Below are 17,144 nucleotides of genomic sequence, written 5' to 3' on the forward strand. Positions count from 1 at the left end.
AAAAAACATCCTTTCGAATCCGATTGGAGAGCATGTTCTCCATCATAATACAATCTTTGCAAGCCGATGTATGCCTTCCTCAATCTGCTCCTCATCCACTTTCGCAAAACCTAATATCCATCCTTTTCGATGACTCTCCAAGCAATATCTACTAAGCGGATACACGCGTACACCTTGATCAAGGGCAGCATTTGTCAGCGCTTCTTCGTCAAATGACGTTTCAGATTCTAGAAGCATATGTAATCCCGTTTCCACACCACTTAATGTAAATCGTGAGCCTAGCCCAGAAGCAACAATGGCTTTGGTCATGACTTCGTGTCTGCGTCGATATATGTTCCGAACTCTTCTCATATGGCGCATAAAATGACCACGCTCAATAAAATGAGTTAGCGTTAATTGTTCCATAATCGGCAGATGACGATAGGTTAATTCATGAACTTGAGTAAGGCGATCAATGGCTATTTTGGGGCCGATGATAGCGGATAGTCGAATGCCAGGTGCAACCATTTTAGAAAAACTCATCATATAAAGCGTATTCTGAGGTTGCTGACTAAATATAGTTGGAAGCGGATCTCCACGGTACCTAAATTCGCTATCGTAGTCATCCTCAACAATCCAATATCGATGATGAGCTGCCAAGTGCATCAATTGTTGCCTGCGTGGCTCCGACATAATAACACCAACGGCGCATTGATGAGAAGGTGTGACAAATACGAGTTTCGTCTGTGGGTGAATATGATCTACACTTAATCCATACTCATCGACTGGAACGGGATCGACTTGCATCCGGCGGTATTTCATCGCCATCCATGCAGCAGGAAAGCCGGGATCTTCTACGGAAACTGTGTCTCCCTCACTTAAGAGTGCTTGGGCAATTAAATCAATGCTATGTTGTGCACCTGAGGTTAACAAGATTTGATCAACATCGATATGAATGCCTCGTTCAAGTGACAAATAACGCTGAATCTGTTCTCTTAATGCCAGTAACCCTCTGGCATCGCCATAAGTCCATATATCCAGATTGGGTTCAGTGGAAGCTTGTAAAAAAGATTGCCTCCAGGCTTTTGTGAAACTTTCATCCAGATAAGGCTCGTGGGGATTAAAATCAATTTCTATTTTGCGATTGTCCCTATTGCCAAACCAACTATGCAGATGACCAATCGATTCGTTCAGTGCAGGCAGTTCGGGGGGGGTAGGCCCTTGCATCGTGACGCCTTCTGATGAACGAGGTGCATAGGTCCAATCACTAACCCTTGTCCCGGCCCGACGGGAAGTTACCGTATACCCTCGACTGAATAATTCCTCGTACACAATCTGTATGGTTGACCGTGAAACACCAATTAATTGAGCAAGTTCGCGTGATGGAAGCAGCAATTCGCCTGGTTGCCATTTCCCGGTTGTGATATTATGAATCGCTTGATCCAAAAGTTGCTGCCAGATCGGGCGATGGTCATTCCGATTAACTTTTAGCATTGTTTCACTCCATTACTCATCCTGAATTATGGATTGCATTTATTTATGTATTTAGTCATGTTATTGGCACTCCATTGATTGATATACCATTATAGCAAAAGTTTAATTTGCAAACAAAATAAAGCTGGACTACAGCGATTTTTACTGTGTGTCCAACCTATTTGGGTTGATCCTGCTTGGTTCATACTCGATTCATATTCAAGCCACAGACAGTTCATCTTCTTCGGTTACACTACGGGAGTAATAACCCAGAGATTCCTAATCCATAGACTAGACAGGAGAAGATGAGATTGACACGAAAGAAACGAACGTCTATCGCCGCCATAACTTTGGTGTTTGCAATGATGTCCCCAATGTCGGCCATGGCCACACCCGCTACCAGTAACGGTAGTAGCCCTACGTATGATCTAACTAAAAAGGCAGTAAGCGCAAAGGCCAAGGTACTCACTGAATCATACGCTACGACAAGTGTGCAGTACGCACTGATGGATGAGAGCGAGATTGTGATCTCCGGTCAGGCAGGCAAAAATGATCTGAAAAACAACATCCCGCTTTCTTCAGATACCATGTATGGCATTGGATCAACCAGCAAAATGGTGCTCACAACCGCCGTAATGAAGCTCGTTGACCAAGGCAAGATCGATCTTGATGAGCCTGTCGTGAAGTATATTCCAGACTTTGAAATGAAAGACAAGCGTTACCAACAGATTACACCACGCATGTTACTGAATCATTCATCCGGACTTCTAGGAACGTCAAGTAACAGTGCAATACTGTTTGGAGATAATGATACCTATGCACATGATACGTTACTGGAACAATTGGCGACGCAACATCTGAAGGCCGATCCTGGCACATACTCGGTGTATAGTAATGACGGTTTTACATTGGCTGAAATTCTGGTTGAGCGGGTCAGCGGCATGGACTTCACAACTTTCATGCACCGGTACATAACTGAACCCCTTGGTATGGAGCATACCAAAACACCGCAGGATATTGTGGACTTTAGCCAGATGGCAGCAACATATGCCCCTTCGGATGAGGAGAAACTTCCATTAGAGACAACAAATATGATTGCCTCGGGAGGCATCTATTCCACCGCTGAAGATCTGGTTCGGTTCTCGAAAATCTTTACAGATGAGGTTGAAGGTGTTCTTTCGGAGGAATCCGTAGAGGCCATGGAGCAAGAAGAATACAAGAGAGGCATGTGGCCAGAAGAAGGCGATTCGTCCATTGGTTACGGCCTGGGCTGGGACAGCGTGGACCTGTTTCCTTTTAATGATTACGGCATCCAGGCAGTAAGCAAAGGTGGCAATACAATAACCTATCATTCCTCCTTGATTGTGTTACCGGAGTATAATATGGCTGCTGCCGTAACCTCTTCGGGTGGTCATAGCTCAACGGATCAATTGCTGGCAACTGAGCTGTTGCTTAGTGCGCTTGAGGAGAAGAATATCATTCCAGAGCGTAAACCGGAGAAGTCACATGATGCACCGGTGAAAGCAACCATGCCGAAGGAGCTTACACAGCACACAGGCATGTACGCGGGTGGGGCAAACATGTTAATGAAGATGGACGTAACAGATGATGGGCAATTAACGCTATCTAATCTGTCGTCTCCTAACAGTCCTGATCAGACCTATACGTACACCGCTGATGGCTCATTTGTTAATGATGCGGCTACGGAAAAGCTGAAATTCGTTCAGGAAGTCAACGGGAACACATATTTGTGGTCTCGCTCGTATCAGTCTGTTCCTGGGCTTGGGCAAGTTGCTTCCTCTGAATATAAGGCAGAAAAGCTTGAAACCAATGAATTGTCGGAAGAAGCAAAGGCCGCATGGCAGAAACGGGAAGGCAAAGCCTACGTGTTGGTTAATGAAAAATACACATCAACACTGTACAACGCAGCGATGCCGATGATTCCCATTCATACTTTTAATGAGCTACCGGGTTATGTCTACACGAATAAAATCGTTGGAGCTAACCAAGCTGTGAACCAATTGCAAATTCCTGGATTAGCAGGCCGTGACACGATGGAGTTTAATTTCTATGAGGAAAATGGCGTGGAATACGTTACAGCTGGAGGCAACGTTTATGCTGCTCAAGAAATTATAAAACCGATCTATACGGGAAGACAATCAAAGACAACCATTCAAGCGAATGGTCATGCCACATGGTATTCGATTCCAGCATCAGCTGCAGGTAAAGAAATGACGGTCAAGATGTCTTCAAACAGCGCATTTGCTGTATACGACCAAGCAGGCGTAGGCATGAATCATACGGTGGTCAGTGGACAAAACGAAATTGTATTGCCTGAGAATGGAACCATTGTGTTCGCGGGTGAAGCTGGCTCGAAGTTCGAGATTGTATTGACAACCAGAGAAAATTAATAGATGATAAAAAACTGTACAACAGAAAGTCGCGGATAACGCGGCTTTTTTTGAGTTTTAAATTTTAAATAATACGTTTTAAAGTAAATGTACCTTTTTTTAGATTCACGATGTAATACTGGGTTTCGCAAAGCTTACCTGGAGGGTAAGTATTAAAAGGACTTTTACTGATTGGAAAAAATGATGGAGGAAAATGTTGCAAGTGGAAAGGCAAAGCATTGATTGTTAAAATACAGTAAATAATAACAATCAAATGGGCAGAAGATCGACAAAAAGCATAACCGTAATACCGATTCCAAAGAAAATAATGATTATTCGGACAATACCGAGACGGGGAGGACACATGAAAACAACGAAGATCTCATTTTTTATACTTTCACTGATGCTGCTCCTGGTGAGCGGTCTATCAGGATGGGTAGGGAACGCTGCTGCAGCGTCCGATTCCGGTAAAACCTATGTTATCGGAACTGATGTCACATTTGCTCCATTCGAATATGAAGATGAGAATGGTGATTTTGTTGGTATCGACATGGATTTGCTGGATGCCATCGCCAAAGATCAAAATTTCAAGTATCAAATCAAATCCCTGGGATTTAACGCAGCTGTACAGGCACTTGAGGCGAATCAAGTCGATGGTGTGATCGCAGGGATGAGTATTACGGATGAGCGAAAAGCAAAATTTGATTTTTCTGATACTTATTTTGAATCAGGTGTCGTTATGGGTGTTAGTGCCAACAATGACACAATTAAGAGTTATGAAGACCTTCGTGGACAGAAGGTAGCCGTGAAAACCGGAACAGAAGGGTTTAGTTTTGCAGAGTCCATCGCTTCAGAGTATGGATTTACGATCGTTCCGTTTGATGAGTCATACCAAATGTATGAAGATGTAAAAACCGGTAATTCCGTAGCCTGTTTTGAAGATTATCCTGTACTGGCCTATGGAGTTAATCAGAACAACGGTTTGAAAATTGTTACCGACAAAGAAGAAGGCGCTCCTTACGGTTTTGCAGTAAGCAAGGGGAAAAACCAAGAGCTTCTGGAGATGTTTAATACAGGTCTCGCCAATATCAAAGCTAACGGTGAATATAAGCGCATTACCGAGACATATCTGGGTGAGAACGCTCTGACTGTTGCTAATCAAGGTCGCTGGGAGCTAATTCAGAAATCTCTTCCTGCACTTTTTAAAGGTCTGGGAAACACACTTTTATACACGATTGTGTCCCTGTTTTTCGCATTTATCATCGGTCTGATTTTCGGATTCATGAAGGTGGGACAGAACAAATTCCTTCGTGGTGTTGCCACCGTATTTGTGGATATCTTCCGCGGTATTCCGCTGATTGTCCTGGCATTCTTTATCTATTTCGGGATTCCACAGGCGATGGGCTTCACGATGCCATTGTTCCTGGCGGCCATTCTGACACTTAGTCTGAATGCAGGGGCGTACGTAACCGAGATTATCCGAGGCGGGATTCAATCGATTGATCGTGGTCAAATGGAAGCTGCCCGTTCATTGGGCCTGCCTTATCGCAAAGCGATGATAAAGATCGTTATTCCGCAGGCGGTACGTGTTATGATTCCTTCTTTCATTAACCAGATGGTTATCACGTTGAAGGATACGTCAATCTTGTCCGTTATTGGGCTCGTAGAGTTGACACAATCGGGTAAAATTGTTATTGCAAGAACGTTCTCCTCTTTTGACATTTGGTTAACGGTTGCGGTTATGTATCTGATTGTTATCATCACATTGACCAAAATTGCTGATTATCTGGAGGTGAAGGTTCGTCGTGGCTAAAATAAAAGTTGAAGGTTTGAAGAAAAGTTTCGGCTCGAATCAGGTCCTCAAGGGAATTGATGTGGCGGTCAACGAAGGAGAAGTCGTCTGTGTCATCGGACCTTCCGGTTCGGGAAAAAGTACTTTCTTGCGCTGCATCAACCAATTAGATGCCATCACGGCAGGCCGAGTGATCGTGGATGATCAGGATCTGAATGACCCTAAAACCAATTTGAACAAAGCTCGTGAAAATATTGGTATGGTATTTCAACATTTTAACTTGTTCCCTCATTTTAGTGTACTTAAAAACATCATGTTTGCACCTAGAGAACTCGGGATATTAAATGCACAGAAGGCGCGTGATACAGCACTCCAATTACTTGACCGTGTGGGTCTGTCTGACAAAGCAGACAGCTATCCAACGCAACTGTCAGGTGGACAAAAACAACGGGTTGCTATCGCTCGTGCGCTTGCTATGAATCCGGATGTTATGTTATTTGATGAACCGACGTCGGCGCTTGACCCTGAGATGGTAGGAGAAGTCCTCAGTGTTATGAAGGACCTCGCGAGCGAAGGCATGACGATGATGATTGTTACCCATGAGATGGGTTTTGCTCGTGAAGTAGCTGATCGTGTGATCTTCATGGACGGTGGTTATATTGTCGAGCAGGGCACTCCTGAAGAGATATTTGGAAATCCGAAGAATGAACGGACGATCAGCTTTTTGGAGAAGGTACTCTAGAACTGAATCGAGAATGAACACATTGAAAGTCGCTATTTAAGCGGCTTTTTTTGTTATATTTATGAGGTGATTTAATAGAAAGACGGATTATAACTAAGCCAAGAAAGTGAGGTCTATACTCCATGGAAAACGTGTCACAAGAAGATCAACTGCAATCCATTAAAGCCTTTCAATCAACCATCCGCAAATCGGAAAATGCCTTAGTGAATATGACTCAGAAAAGGAATAACACAACATTGTTACAGAAACGTCTCCAAGCTTTATACATCGGCCTAGCACTGTTGGAAAAGGTATGGAATCAGAAATCTCATCCCTACACGGAGGAAGATATCGCAGAAGCTCGTCTTGTCTTGATGGGATTGTTCCCATCTCTAGAGAGCATGTATGCCAATTCCAAAGAAGGTAGCCCACAAAAGACTCTTCTAGAAAGAAGGATTAAAGCATTTCATCTGGCCGTACAAGCCATGGATGATCTCGCAATTTAAGTATTCCAACATTCTGCTTATTTTGATTGAAACCACTGAAAATGGTTTACGTATCATTGTTTTGACGGGAAGACTGGGTATGCGTAATTGACCATGGATACACATATGTCTATCGAATGGAGAATGATCATGGAAGAAGAAACGAATCAAGCAGGATTACCCGGAGAGCAGATCAACTCAATGAATGCTATGGTGTATGATACTTACGGAACCCCAGACGTACTTCGATTGGAAAAGGTGCCCATTCCTGTGCCTAAAGATCACGAAGTGTTAATTGAGGTCTATGCCACTTCGGTAAATTCATGGGATTGGGATCTATTGCGCGGGAAACCACTCGTTAACCGTATCGGCGCGGCAAGGCAGCCTCGTTATCGAATTCTTGGCGCAGATGTGGCAGGGCGCGTAATCGCCGTTGGAGCTTCTGCTACACGGTTCAAACCAGGAGACGAGGTGTTCGGAGATCTTTCCGGTTGCGGGTGGGGTGGATTCGCGGAATATGTATGTGCAGCTGAGAAGGCCTTGACACCCAAACCCGCCGGTATCAACTATGTGCAAGCGGCAGCTATTCCTCAGGCAGCCGTTCTGGCTTTGCAAGGTTTACGTGATCGGGGAGAGCTGCAAAAGGGACAGCGTGTTCTGATTAATGGCGCAGGTGGTGGAGTCGGGACATTTGCCATCCAATATGCCAAATTGCTTGGGGCTGAGGTGACTGGCGTTGACAGTGCTGAAAAGCTCGACATGTTGCATGCTGTGGGAGCTGACTATGTGTTGGATTATAGGAAAGCGAATTTCACTGCAGTAGGTGTACAATACGACCTGATTCTGGATGTCATCGGGAAGCATTCGGTTTTGGCTTTGAAACGTGCACTAGTTAGCGGAGGCAGGTACGTGATGATCGGAGGTCCAATGCCGCACATTCTTCTCAATCTGATATGTGCACCGTTCATTGCCAAATTTGAACATAAGAAAATAATGCTTCTCATCCATAAACCGAATCATGAGGATCAAGAGGTATGGAGAGAACTTGTTGAATCAGGCCATGTCTTGCCGATTGTTCACCGCGAGTACGCATTAAATGAAGCAGCTCAGGCCATTCAAGATATTGGAGAAGGTCGTGTGAAAGGAAAAGCCGTCATCTCCATCAAGAAAATAGATTTATGAATAGAAGGGCATCATGAAGGTAGCTTGTCATTCGATATCAAAATTATAAGATCATATTTCCTTCGAGGTCGCTAAGTTAGCGGCTTTTTTTGTGCGTTCAAGTATTATTGGAAATATACCTTGACAACAACAAGCTCATTAGTTATTATTTCATCCATGACAGTGATTACTGACATCCAGGGAGGAGATATATAGACATGTCCATTAGCAGCAATCTTAGCAGTAAAGAAAAATTAATGTTGACGGCTATCGATTTAATTTCAAAAAAAGGCTATAAAAGTGTGACGACACAGGAAATAGCCACAACAGCCGGACTAAGTGAGAAAACCTTGTTTCGTCTCTTTGGAACCAAACAAAACTTGTTAGAGACTGCCTTTGACCAATATCATTATGCAGAAGAGATGACAAGGATCTTCAATGAAAAACTCGTATGGGATCTGTATACAGATTTGTTGCTGATCAGCAAGACATATCATAACATCATGAACCGTAATCGAAAATTGTTTATGATTAGTCTGAAGGAAGTAGAGCATCTACCCGGTTATAGAGAGAGAACGGTAAAGCATCCTCAACAACTTTTGGATATTCTAACCAATTACTTTAATATCATGTATGATAAAGGAAAGTTGGTTAAAATCAATCCTGAACTGCAAGCTTTTTCATTCATGTCATTGAATTATGGCGTATTCATAAATAATCTTGAAGAAGATGTACTTTTTCCAGGGCTCTCATTGGAAGGTATCATTACAGAGAGTGTATGGACGTTTACTAGGGCGTTAACTCCCTAGTTTTTTTAAACTTTTAAATGTCAGTAAGTACTGACAGACTAAATATATTCAAAAGAATTGAGGAGAGTATGATGAACACCAATAAAGAAGCGTTATTACTCCGTGTTCTTGTTTTCACACTGATTATATCAGTCATGAATGGAATGATGTTTAATGTTGTATTACCTGTGATTGGTGAAGAGTTCCAACTTACTGCTTCTCAAGCGAGCTGGATCGTTACAGGTTATTTAGTTGTATATGCGATTGGTACAGTGACTTACGGGAGACTTAGCGATAAATACAGCATGAAGGTTCTAATTTCGTTTGGTCTTTGGATATTGGCAGCAGGCTCTCTTCTGGGGATTGTGGCAACAGAGTATTGGATGGTTATTATCGCACGGATCGTACAGGCTGCTGGTGCAGCGGTCATACCTGCATTGGCCATGATTATTCCCGTTCGATACTTCGCACCGGAGAAACGCGGGCAAGCCTTGGGTACCTCTGCCATTGGTATAGCTCTTGGAAATGCCCTTGCTCCGATCGTGGCCGGATTTGTATCGAGCGCTTTGAGTTGGGAATTTCTTTTTGTAATCCCATTACTTTCTCTTGCTACGCTTCCTTTTTATCGAAAATACCTAGATGAAGAAAAAGGCGGCAGTGAAAAAATGGATTATTTGGGTGGAGCGTTATTAGCAGGAACAGTTGCTACACTGTTGCTCTCATTAACCCAATCTAATGCATGGTTTCTATTAACAGGAATGGTCTTATTAATACTGTTCATCATGCGTATTCGTTATGCGGAAGTGCCGTTTGTGAAACCGGCCGTATTTCAAAACAAGGCATATTCAGCTGGAATGGGAATTGGATTCCTTCTGGTCGCTATCAGTCCTGCTATTCCATTTACTACGCCACAATTGCTCTCGGAAGTACATGGTCTATCCCCAGCATTGACAGGTGTCATTATGCTACCTTCTGCGCTCGTAGCTGCACTCCTCGGACGCAAAGGTGGAAGGCTTGCGGATGAAAAAGGGAATCCTTTTTTACTGTATACGGCATCTTCACTACTTGTTGTTGGTTTCATAAGCCTATCATTAGTAGTAGGTGCTACACCTGTCTTGATTTCTTTTTTTCTTGTTTTTGGTGTTCTGGGTCAGTCTTATCTGCAGATTGCGATCTCAAATACCATTGCTCAGACGCTTCCCAAAGAGCAAGTTGGAATCGGGATGGGGTTGCTATCCATGTTTAACTTCATTGCAGTGTCTGTGTCTACTGCTGCCCTAGGAAAGGTGCTTGACGGGGGAAAAAGCACGCTTCAACTGAACCCTTTGATTCAAGATAAGACAGTTTTTGTGTACAGTAATATTTTTATTGTGCTCGCTTTGTTTGTTATTGCGATGACCATGCTATATATGCTGCAATTTGGGCGTAAGTCCAAAACTGTTCATCCTTCGAGTGCATCTTAACGATAATCATGAAATGTGAGAGGTCTGTCTAATGAACGACAGACCTCTCTTTTTCTTTTGCAAGCTTAGGAAAACCGATAGAGACGCACGCCGTGCGCAGGTACAGTAGTAACTAAGGAGTTCTCTGTAAATTCAGCTGCTTCTCGGCTCCACAATTCAGTACCTTTGGTAATGCCGGACAGTCCGACCTCATCAATGGACAGATTCACAGGTAGAGCATTCTCACCGATGTTAAACACAGCGACGTAAGAGGAACCATCCGTATGCTGGGCAGTCCATACAATAAGATCTTCTTTGCGTAAGGCTTCTCTGGCTCCGTAACTCTCACGATGCATTCGCAGAACCTCGCGATTGGTCAACAGGGATAGTGTCCAGTCATCGTTATCTCGCAGTTCACCACCAAAGATGAGCGGGGAACGGAAGATGCTCCACAGCGACATCATCGTCAACTGCTCGTCAGGCGTGAACCGAGTCCAGCGATCTGCTCCACCACCATCTACAGAACGGATACCGATATGACCCAAAGGCAACATATCACAGTCTGGCCAGCAGCCTGCTTGGGGAACGCCCTGCCACGTCCGGCAGCGGTCGAACATATCCAATAACAACGGCCAAAGGTCCCAGAAATCGTCGGTGACACGCCACATGTTGGCATGATCAGCCAAGAATTCTGAGTATTCCACCGGGGCAGGGCCAGGAGAGAGACTTAGTACCATGGGCCGACCGGAGCGCTCAATCGATTTGGATATCATTTCGATCTCAGGCTGATGGGTGTCATAGAGCCTTGAAGCAGCAATATCGTCAACCTTCACCAAGTCAACGCCCCATTGTGCATACAGTTCAAAAAGCGAATCGTAGTAGGCTTGTGCACCTTCTTTTGAGCTATCAACACCATACATATCTGTGTTCCACGGACAGATGGAGTTCGGATGAGCAATATCACGCGCAGTGGTGGTTGTTCCCAGAATCGGAGTAGCCGCATGTGCAGCTTGACGTGGAATACCGCGCATGATGTGAATGCCAAATTGCAGCCCAAGACTATGAACGTAGTCGGCTAATGGCCTAAATCCCTGTCCACCTGCAGCGGAGGGAAAGCGATTCTCGGCAGGCATAAGCCGCGAATATTGATCCATGATAAGTGGAACGAACGGACGATATTGCGAAGAATTGGCCAAAGGCTCGTACCATTGAATGTCGACCGTAATGTAGCTCCAGCCGAAGTCTTTAAGATGTTCTGCCATGTACTCGGCGTTGCCACGAATTTCGTCTTCCGTAACGGCTGCGCCGTAACAATCCCAGCTGTTCCAGCCAAGCGGTGGAGTTGATGCTGCAAGTGTATGATTCATGGGAATGCTCCTTTATGGATTAATTATTGCTCTCGCTCAATTCATCATAATAAAGGATTTTATTAATATCTACAGTAATGTTGAGTGTCGAATAGCAAAATATTGCGGTTAGTCGAAGAACAATTTACGGTACACAAGGCTTTCTCCGCCACTACGAAATTCACCTGGCGTAACGCCTGTTATGCTGCGAAAGGCTTTGATAAAATAACTTCCGCTGGAATACCCGACTTGCTCGGCGATGACTTCAATGCTAAGAGAAGTTCCGCGCAGCAGTTCCATTGCTTTCTCTGTACGTACACGAGTCAAATAAGCACCTGGGGTCAAACCTGTACTGGAGGAAAAGCGACGTATAAAGTGATATTTGGAAAGGGAAACATGCTCCGCAAGGTGATCGATACTGATCATTTTGGAGTAGTTGTTTTCTATGTATTCAACGGCTATTTGAATGTTTTCAGACCAATTCTCCCTGTTGCGCAATGTTGTTTTCTGTAATCGAGTCAACTCTGTCATGAACTGATATACGCTGGATGATGCGATCAGAGGATCAGTGATTCTGCCTGCTGCCGCATCTGTCACGATCATCCGCAACAGTCGAATGGGTGTACAATCAGCGGGTAAATAGGGGACTTCTCCAGCTTCCCGAAGGAACTTTCGCCAATGGGGCAGAATAAGAGTGGGCCTGAACAGCAGGAACAGAAACTCCCAAGGTTCTTTTGATGCTGAATGGTAGTAATAGCGATGAGCTCCCGGAATTTCGGTCAAAAAAGCTTGTCCTGCGGTAACATGATGAATGCGATTATTCGACTCAAACACACCTTCACCCGAGATTGTATATTGGAATAACAGGAGAGGCCCGTCCGAACGTTCGAGTCCATCCCAATGATAAGAAGGATCGGTTATTGAATCACATCCAGCCGCATACAGTACACACAGTTGGAGCTCCTTGTCTTCCGCAAATCGAAACCCATAGGTTCCTCTAGGGATATTCATATCAGCTCTCCTTGTGCCCTGAATTTTTACTGCGCTCCGCGAATGAAAATATCTACTAGCTTCTGGCCTAGCGAAAAGTTGGAACCATATTTATGCAGGTTATCTTCCCGATTACCCATTAACATCAATGTCGAGAAGGTCTCTGCCAGGAAAAACGGATCGTCCGTTCGAAGTCTGTTTTCATCCATTGCCCGTTGGAAATGGTAGGCTAACACTTCGTGAATCTGATGCTCGGCGTTGCGTATATCCTGAATTTGAGCTGGTTCAAGAAAAGGTTCAGCTTCTCTGAGCATGGTTTCAATCTCCGCATGTGGATTACCCAGTCTGGCCTCTGCCAGACGAACAAGCCCCGACTCCAGATTCTCGGCTTGATCAAGGATATGCGAGGTTAACCGGCTCACATTCTGTAACATCGTTGTAAAGGCAACCTTAAACAGCTCTGGTTTGCTGGTGAAATGATAATAAATGGTTGGTTTTGATACGCTACATGTTTTGCCAATTTGCTGAAGCGTGACCGTTTCGTAGCCATACTCCATGAATAACTGTGAAGCAGTTTGAATAATGGTTTGCTGAATTGAGATATCGTCGTTGCCATGTTTGGGTCTTCCAGGCAATCGTTTGGGTGATTTTTCTGTCATTGGACTTCCCTCCATGAATATTTTATGACAAATAACGATAGTAAGCAAAATCATCTTGTAATTATACTTACCGGTAAGTATAATTATGGAGAGTTAAAAAAGACATATCATTATCCTCATACTAAGGTGGTTTTAAGGTTGAAAACAGCACAACGTACTAACAAATGGAAAAAAATAATCATGTGGACCATCTTGTCCATCGTTATCATCGCAGCTGGAGTTTTTGTATATCTCAATTCAGTTACGTATAGTCCCTCTGAGCGATCTGAAGCGGCGATGACAAGTGATGCTCAGGTTAATGTCACTAAGATTAAGGACGGTTACCGATTTGAACCCGTGGGTACAGAGATAACCAAACCGAATATTATTTTTTATCCGGGCGGTCTGGTCAAACCTGAAAGTTATTCTCCACTTGCCAGAGAAATGGCAGAACAAGGTCACCGGGTATACATCGCAAACATGCCAATAAACTTGGCGATTTTCGGTCAGAACAAAGCTGATTCCTTTATCGAGGAACATCCTGACGAATCGTTTGTTATTGGTGGCCATTCGTTGGGAGGGTCATTTGCATCACGGTATGCTGCGGAGCACAATGAGAAGTTGGAAGGCGTCTTTTTCTTGGCTTCTTATGCAGATGAAGGGGGGAGCGTGAAGAATACTGACTTGTCTATCTTACAGATTACAGGCTCGGATGACGGAGTGCTTAACTGGGAAGACTGGGAGAACTCCAAAGCAAATCTTCCGGAAGACACGACATATGTGAGTATTGAGGGTGGAAATCACGGTCAATTTGGCTCATATGGCATGCAAAAAGGAGATAATCAACCTGCAATTACAGAAGAAAAGCAGTTGGAAGAGGTAGCTATAGCCCTAGAGAACTGGATGGGGAAATTAAAATAATGTACTAAATGAATGTATTGAATGGTAATGATCGTGGTACGATTAAAGTCGCTATTTTAGCGGCTTTTTTTGTTGAATGATAAGCATATGCATCAATGGAGCAGAGCAGGCTTAGCTGCTTTTACCGATTGGATTTGTCTCAATGATTGGTTTATATAATTGCTTTAATTACCACATATCGTTAACATTAGAAGCATTGTCATCGTAATAGTAGCAAAACGGAAGACAGCAAGAGCAAGAACATCAAAAGGAGAAAAGATTATGGTTTTCAGAAAATTCGCTTACACATTAGTGATCATCCTCGCTGCATTATTGTTCTCAGGCTGTACGTCAGAGTCTTTGCTTGATCTCGGATCACCTCAAGTTTCGGAGGATATGGGATTTGATGAGGTTGCCGACTATATATCGGAGCACAATGAACTCCCACCAAATTACATTACCAAGAAAGAGGCAAGAGATCTGGGATGGGAACCAAGCGAAGGTAACCTGCGAGAAGTCGCTCCAGGCAAAAGCATCGGTGGCGACGTGTTCAGGAACCGGGAAGGATTGCTCCCCAACAAAAAAGGCCGGATCTGGTACGAAGCCGATATAAATTACTCAGGAGGACGGCGCGGAAGCGACCGAATTTTGTACTCGAATGACGGTCTAATCTACCAGACGACAGATCATTACAAGTCATTTGAACAGATAAAATAAACGGAGGAAATGATATGAGCATCATTCAGATTAACGGAAACGACTTTCACAGCAAGGAAGAGCTTCATCAAATTTTGCAGAACCAGCTTGAGTTAGACGAGAGTTATGGAGGCAATTTGGACGCACTATGGGATGTCTTAACTGGGGCTGTAAGCATGCCGCTTACTGTTCAATGGATTGGTTTTGAGAAAAGCAAAGAGATTCTTGGAGATTACGCTGACCAACTCATGGAATTGTTGCGTGATGTGGAAGGGGAGATCCTAGGATTTACGTTGGAATTATATTATTGAAATGCAGGTTTGGCTTTATAAGGCGATGGGCAACCATCGCTTTTTTTGTTCTTCACATTTTTACTGAAACTCATGTCTAGATCATGCTATTTTCATGGCTTAATAATCAAGGTTGGGGTTATTAGACTTCCTTATACTTTAAACATGGAATAGGGTAGGCAGGATTGTAGTCGTTTACTAACAGTTGAATATGTAAGCGTATACTATTTCAAAGTGAACCATCGTAATGTCTGGATTGGTTATTACAACTAACACCATTTAGGGGGCAGAAAAATAATGAGAGCCATTTCAAAAATGCTAGGAGCTTGTCTCGTAACAAGTGTTGTGCTAGTTTCCGCCGGTTGCGGAAACGCTGGAGAGAATTCCGAATCAAATACGAGTGACCCCAACAGCCCGATCACATTTACCTTCTTCGGCGCAGATGCAAGTCCCAACTGGAACAAAATGCAGGATGCGGTAGGAAAAAAAATTACGGAAGAAACCGGTGTAAGCATTGATGCTGAATTCGATATTTCGAGCGGAGGCGGAAACGACCGTATTTCCCTGATGGCTGCCAGTGGCGATTATCCGGATTTAATCTTCCCCAAAGGTAACTTGACCAGACTCGTTGATGCCGGTGCAATGATTGATTTGACGGATCTGATCGAAGAACACGCACCCAATTTGAAAAAGATCTACGGTGAGCAATTCAATCGGTTGAAATACAGTAATGACGATCCTTCAATCTATTGGATTCCGACAAATGGTGCGATCGATCAGGTCAGCTTCGATGCCACGAATGGTACCGCCATTCAACATCGTGTAGTCAAGGAACTCGGGTATCCTGAGATCAAAACCTTAAACGATTTCGAAAATGTGCTACGTGAATATTACGAGAAACATCCGACCACAGATGATGGCCAACCCACAATTCCGCTGACGCTTAGTGCAGATGGATGGCGGCGAATGATCACTGTTACTGATCCCGCTGTTATGTCTACTGGAGGACCTGGAGATGGTGAATATTTCATCAATCCGGACACCTACGAAGCCGTTCTGCATTACAAACGTCCCGAGGAGAAGGAATATTTCCGGTGGTTGAACAAGATGTACAATGAAGGCTTGCTGGACAAGGACAGTTTTGTTCAGAAGGATGACCAGTATAAGTCCAAAATCGCCAGTGGTCGCGTGTTATCCTTGCTTGATCCAAGCTGGGGATTCAGTGATGCGGAAAATGCTTTGAAAAGTGCAGGAAAAGATGATATGACCTACGGATTCTATCCAGTAACGCTAGATGACAGTTTTCAGCGTAAGGATTTCCAAAATATCGGCTTTGATGGTTATGGCATTGGTATAACGGTAGATTGTGAAGATCCTGTCCGGGCTATTAAATTTTTGGATTGGATGTCTTCAGAAGAAGGGCAAGTATTGAGAAACTGGGGCGTTGAAGGCGAGCAATATAACGTGGAAGACGGTGTTCGCACCATCCCGGCCGATGTACAGGAACGTAAAAACAAAGACAATAACACATTCACCAAAGAAACCGGAGTAGGCTTGTATTACATTTTTGGTGCTCACTACGGGGATGGTGTCAAAGATTCAACGGATAACTACTATACAACGAATTATCCTGAACAGATTCAGCAAAGTTATTCTGATGAGGAGAAAGAAGCTTTGAAAGGTTATGGCATCACTACATGGAAGGACTTGTTCCCTTCCGAAGAGGAGTTTCCGGTAAAAGAGTGGGGCGCGGCTTACAATATGCCGATTCCTTCGGATAGCGGGGATTATAACGTTGTGTATCAGAAAACGCAGGATATTATTCAGAAACGGATCGCTGAAGCGATTACATCCTCTCCGAGTGCCTTTGAAGGCATATACGACAATATGATTACCGAACTTGACAATGCAGGTGCAGTAGCCATGGAACAGCAGTATACGGAGTGGATTAAAGATCGCGTTCGATTGTGGACGGGGAAAGAGATCAATTAACTTGCGGATATAATCACAACAATGAATTGTTTGCAGATCGGAAGTATATCCAAAACTAAAA

Annotated in this window: 15 protein-coding genes; 11 read left to right on the top strand and 4 right to left on the bottom strand. The window is 43.9% G+C overall.

All coding sequences use genetic code 11. The annotated features are described in order from the left end of the window. Positions 1-42 precede the first annotated feature (42 nt). On the bottom strand, positions 43-1,473 hold the full coding sequence (locus MKY92_RS14565; RefSeq protein ID WP_339301449.1) for a PLP-dependent aminotransferase family protein: 1,431 nt from the start codon (positions 1,471-1,473) through the stop codon (positions 43-45). A 284-nt stretch (positions 1,474-1,757) separates the two neighbouring features. On the opposite strand from MKY92_RS14565, the gene MKY92_RS14570 reads away from it, so the two are divergent. The 7 genes from MKY92_RS14570 (at position 1,758) to MKY92_RS14600 (ending at position 10,252) form a co-directional block, all read left to right on the top strand. Continuing rightward, on the top strand, positions 1,758-3,863 hold the full coding sequence (locus MKY92_RS14570; protein ID WP_339301450.1) for a serine hydrolase domain-containing protein: 2,106 nt from the start codon (positions 1,758-1,760) through the stop codon (positions 3,861-3,863). A gap of 343 nt (positions 3,864-4,206) precedes the next feature. Further along, the gene (locus tag MKY92_RS14575; protein ID WP_339301451.1) at positions 4,207-5,655 is read left to right on the top strand and encodes an amino acid ABC transporter substrate-binding protein/permease; all 1,449 of its coding nucleotides are present in this window, start codon (positions 4,207-4,209) and stop codon (positions 5,653-5,655) included. After that, positions 5,648-6,376 carry an amino acid ABC transporter ATP-binding protein gene (locus tag MKY92_RS14580; protein WP_339301452.1) on the top strand — a complete coding sequence of 243 codons (729 nt, stop codon included), beginning with the start codon at positions 5,648-5,650 and terminating at the stop codon, positions 6,374-6,376. Before MKY92_RS14575 ends, MKY92_RS14580 begins: the two co-directional genes overlap by 8 nt. 122 nt (positions 6,377-6,498) lie before the next feature. Next, positions 6,499-6,861, top strand: a complete 363-nt coding sequence (locus MKY92_RS14585; RefSeq protein WP_339301454.1) for a hypothetical protein — start codon at positions 6,499-6,501, stop codon at positions 6,859-6,861. A 105-nt stretch (positions 6,862-6,966) separates the two neighbouring features. Further along, positions 6,967-8,022: an NAD(P)-dependent alcohol dehydrogenase gene (locus MKY92_RS14590; RefSeq protein WP_339301455.1), complete on the top strand. Its 1,056-nt coding sequence runs from the start codon at positions 6,967-6,969 to the stop codon at positions 8,020-8,022. Positions 8,023-8,219: 197 nt separating this feature from the next. Further along, positions 8,220-8,810, top strand: coding sequence for a TetR/AcrR family transcriptional regulator (locus MKY92_RS14595; protein ID WP_339301456.1), 591 nt, complete (start codon positions 8,220-8,222; stop codon positions 8,808-8,810). A gap of 71 nt (positions 8,811-8,881) precedes the next feature. Then, complete coding sequence (locus MKY92_RS14600; RefSeq protein ID WP_339301794.1) at positions 8,882-10,252, top strand: MFS transporter; 1,371 nt, start codon at positions 8,882-8,884, stop codon at positions 10,250-10,252. 65 nt (positions 10,253-10,317) lie between these two features. Here the strand turns inward: MKY92_RS14600 and MKY92_RS14605 are convergent, their stop codons facing one another. From MKY92_RS14605 to MKY92_RS14615, 3 genes are all read right to left on the bottom strand, one after another. Continuing rightward, positions 10,318-11,598: a glycoside hydrolase family 27 protein gene (locus MKY92_RS14605; protein WP_339301457.1), complete on the bottom strand. Its 1,281-nt coding sequence runs from the start codon at positions 11,596-11,598 to the stop codon at positions 10,318-10,320. Positions 11,599-11,706: 108 nt separating this feature from the next. Beyond that, positions 11,707-12,588 carry an AraC family transcriptional regulator gene (locus MKY92_RS14610; RefSeq protein WP_339301459.1) on the bottom strand — a complete coding sequence of 294 codons (882 nt, stop codon included), beginning with the start codon at positions 12,586-12,588 and terminating at the stop codon, positions 11,707-11,709. Positions 12,589-12,614: 26 nt separating this feature from the next. Next, positions 12,615-13,226: a TetR/AcrR family transcriptional regulator gene (locus MKY92_RS14615; protein WP_339301461.1), complete on the bottom strand. Its 612-nt coding sequence runs from the start codon at positions 13,224-13,226 to the stop codon at positions 12,615-12,617. Positions 13,227-13,364: 138 nt separating this feature from the next. Here MKY92_RS14615 and MKY92_RS14620 point away from each other — a divergent pair, with 138 nt between their 5' ends. The 4 genes from MKY92_RS14620 to MKY92_RS14635 all read left to right on the top strand — a co-directional run bounded on the left by MKY92_RS14620 (position 13,365) and on the right by MKY92_RS14635 (position 17,083). Next, positions 13,365-14,126: an alpha/beta hydrolase gene (locus MKY92_RS14620; RefSeq protein WP_339301463.1), complete on the top strand. Its 762-nt coding sequence runs from the start codon at positions 13,365-13,367 to the stop codon at positions 14,124-14,126. A gap of 261 nt (positions 14,127-14,387) precedes the next feature. Further along, positions 14,388-14,822 (top strand): ribonuclease domain-containing protein, encoded by a 435-nt coding sequence (locus MKY92_RS14625; protein ID WP_339301464.1) that lies wholly within the window; start codon positions 14,388-14,390, stop codon positions 14,820-14,822. A 14-nt stretch (positions 14,823-14,836) separates the two neighbouring features. Next, complete coding sequence (locus tag MKY92_RS14630; RefSeq protein ID WP_339301465.1) at positions 14,837-15,112, top strand: barstar family protein; 276 nt, start codon at positions 14,837-14,839, stop codon at positions 15,110-15,112. Between the two features lie 276 nt (positions 15,113-15,388). Next, positions 15,389-17,083, top strand: a complete 1,695-nt coding sequence (locus MKY92_RS14635; RefSeq protein ID WP_339301467.1) for an ABC transporter substrate-binding protein — start codon at positions 15,389-15,391, stop codon at positions 17,081-17,083. The last annotated feature ends 61 nt before the right edge of the window (positions 17,084-17,144 follow it).

Source organism: Paenibacillus sp. FSL R5-0623, assembly GCF_037974265.1.
Lineage (GTDB): Bacteria > Bacillota > Bacilli > Paenibacillales > Paenibacillaceae > Paenibacillus.

Excerpts from the sequence above, each read along its gene's own strand:
- MKY92_RS14610 (WP_339301459.1), bottom strand. The coding sequence starts at position 12,588 with ATGAATATCCCTAGAGGAACCTATGGGTTTCGATTTGCGGAAGACAAG.
- MKY92_RS14630 (WP_339301465.1), top strand. The coding sequence starts at position 14,837 with ATGAGCATCATTCAGATTAACGGAAACGACTTTCACAGCAAGGAAGAG.
- MKY92_RS14625 (WP_339301464.1), top strand. The coding sequence starts at position 14,388 with ATGGTTTTCAGAAAATTCGCTTACACATTAGTGATCATCCTCGCTGCA.
- MKY92_RS14590 (WP_339301455.1), top strand. The coding sequence starts at position 6,967 with ATGTCTATCGAATGGAGAATGATCATGGAAGAAGAAACGAATCAAGCA.
- MKY92_RS14635 (WP_339301467.1), top strand. The coding sequence starts at position 15,389 with ATGAGAGCCATTTCAAAAATGCTAGGAGCTTGTCTCGTAACAAGTGTT.
- MKY92_RS14570 (WP_339301450.1), top strand. The coding sequence starts at position 1,758 with ATGAGATTGACACGAAAGAAACGAACGTCTATCGCCGCCATAACTTTG.
- MKY92_RS14615 (WP_339301461.1), bottom strand. The coding sequence starts at position 13,226 with ATGACAGAAAAATCACCCAAACGATTGCCTGGAAGACCCAAACATGGC.
- MKY92_RS14605 (WP_339301457.1), bottom strand. The coding sequence starts at position 11,598 with ATGAATCATACACTTGCAGCATCAACTCCACCGCTTGGCTGGAACAGC.
- MKY92_RS14585 (WP_339301454.1), top strand. The coding sequence starts at position 6,499 with ATGGAAAACGTGTCACAAGAAGATCAACTGCAATCCATTAAAGCCTTT.
- MKY92_RS14575 (WP_339301451.1), top strand. The coding sequence starts at position 4,207 with ATGAAAACAACGAAGATCTCATTTTTTATACTTTCACTGATGCTGCTC.
- MKY92_RS14565 (WP_339301449.1), bottom strand. The coding sequence starts at position 1,473 with ATGCTAAAAGTTAATCGGAATGACCATCGCCCGATCTGGCAGCAACTT.
- MKY92_RS14595 (WP_339301456.1), top strand. The coding sequence starts at position 8,220 with ATGTCCATTAGCAGCAATCTTAGCAGTAAAGAAAAATTAATGTTGACG.
- MKY92_RS14600 (WP_339301794.1), top strand. The coding sequence starts at position 8,882 with ATGAACACCAATAAAGAAGCGTTATTACTCCGTGTTCTTGTTTTCACA.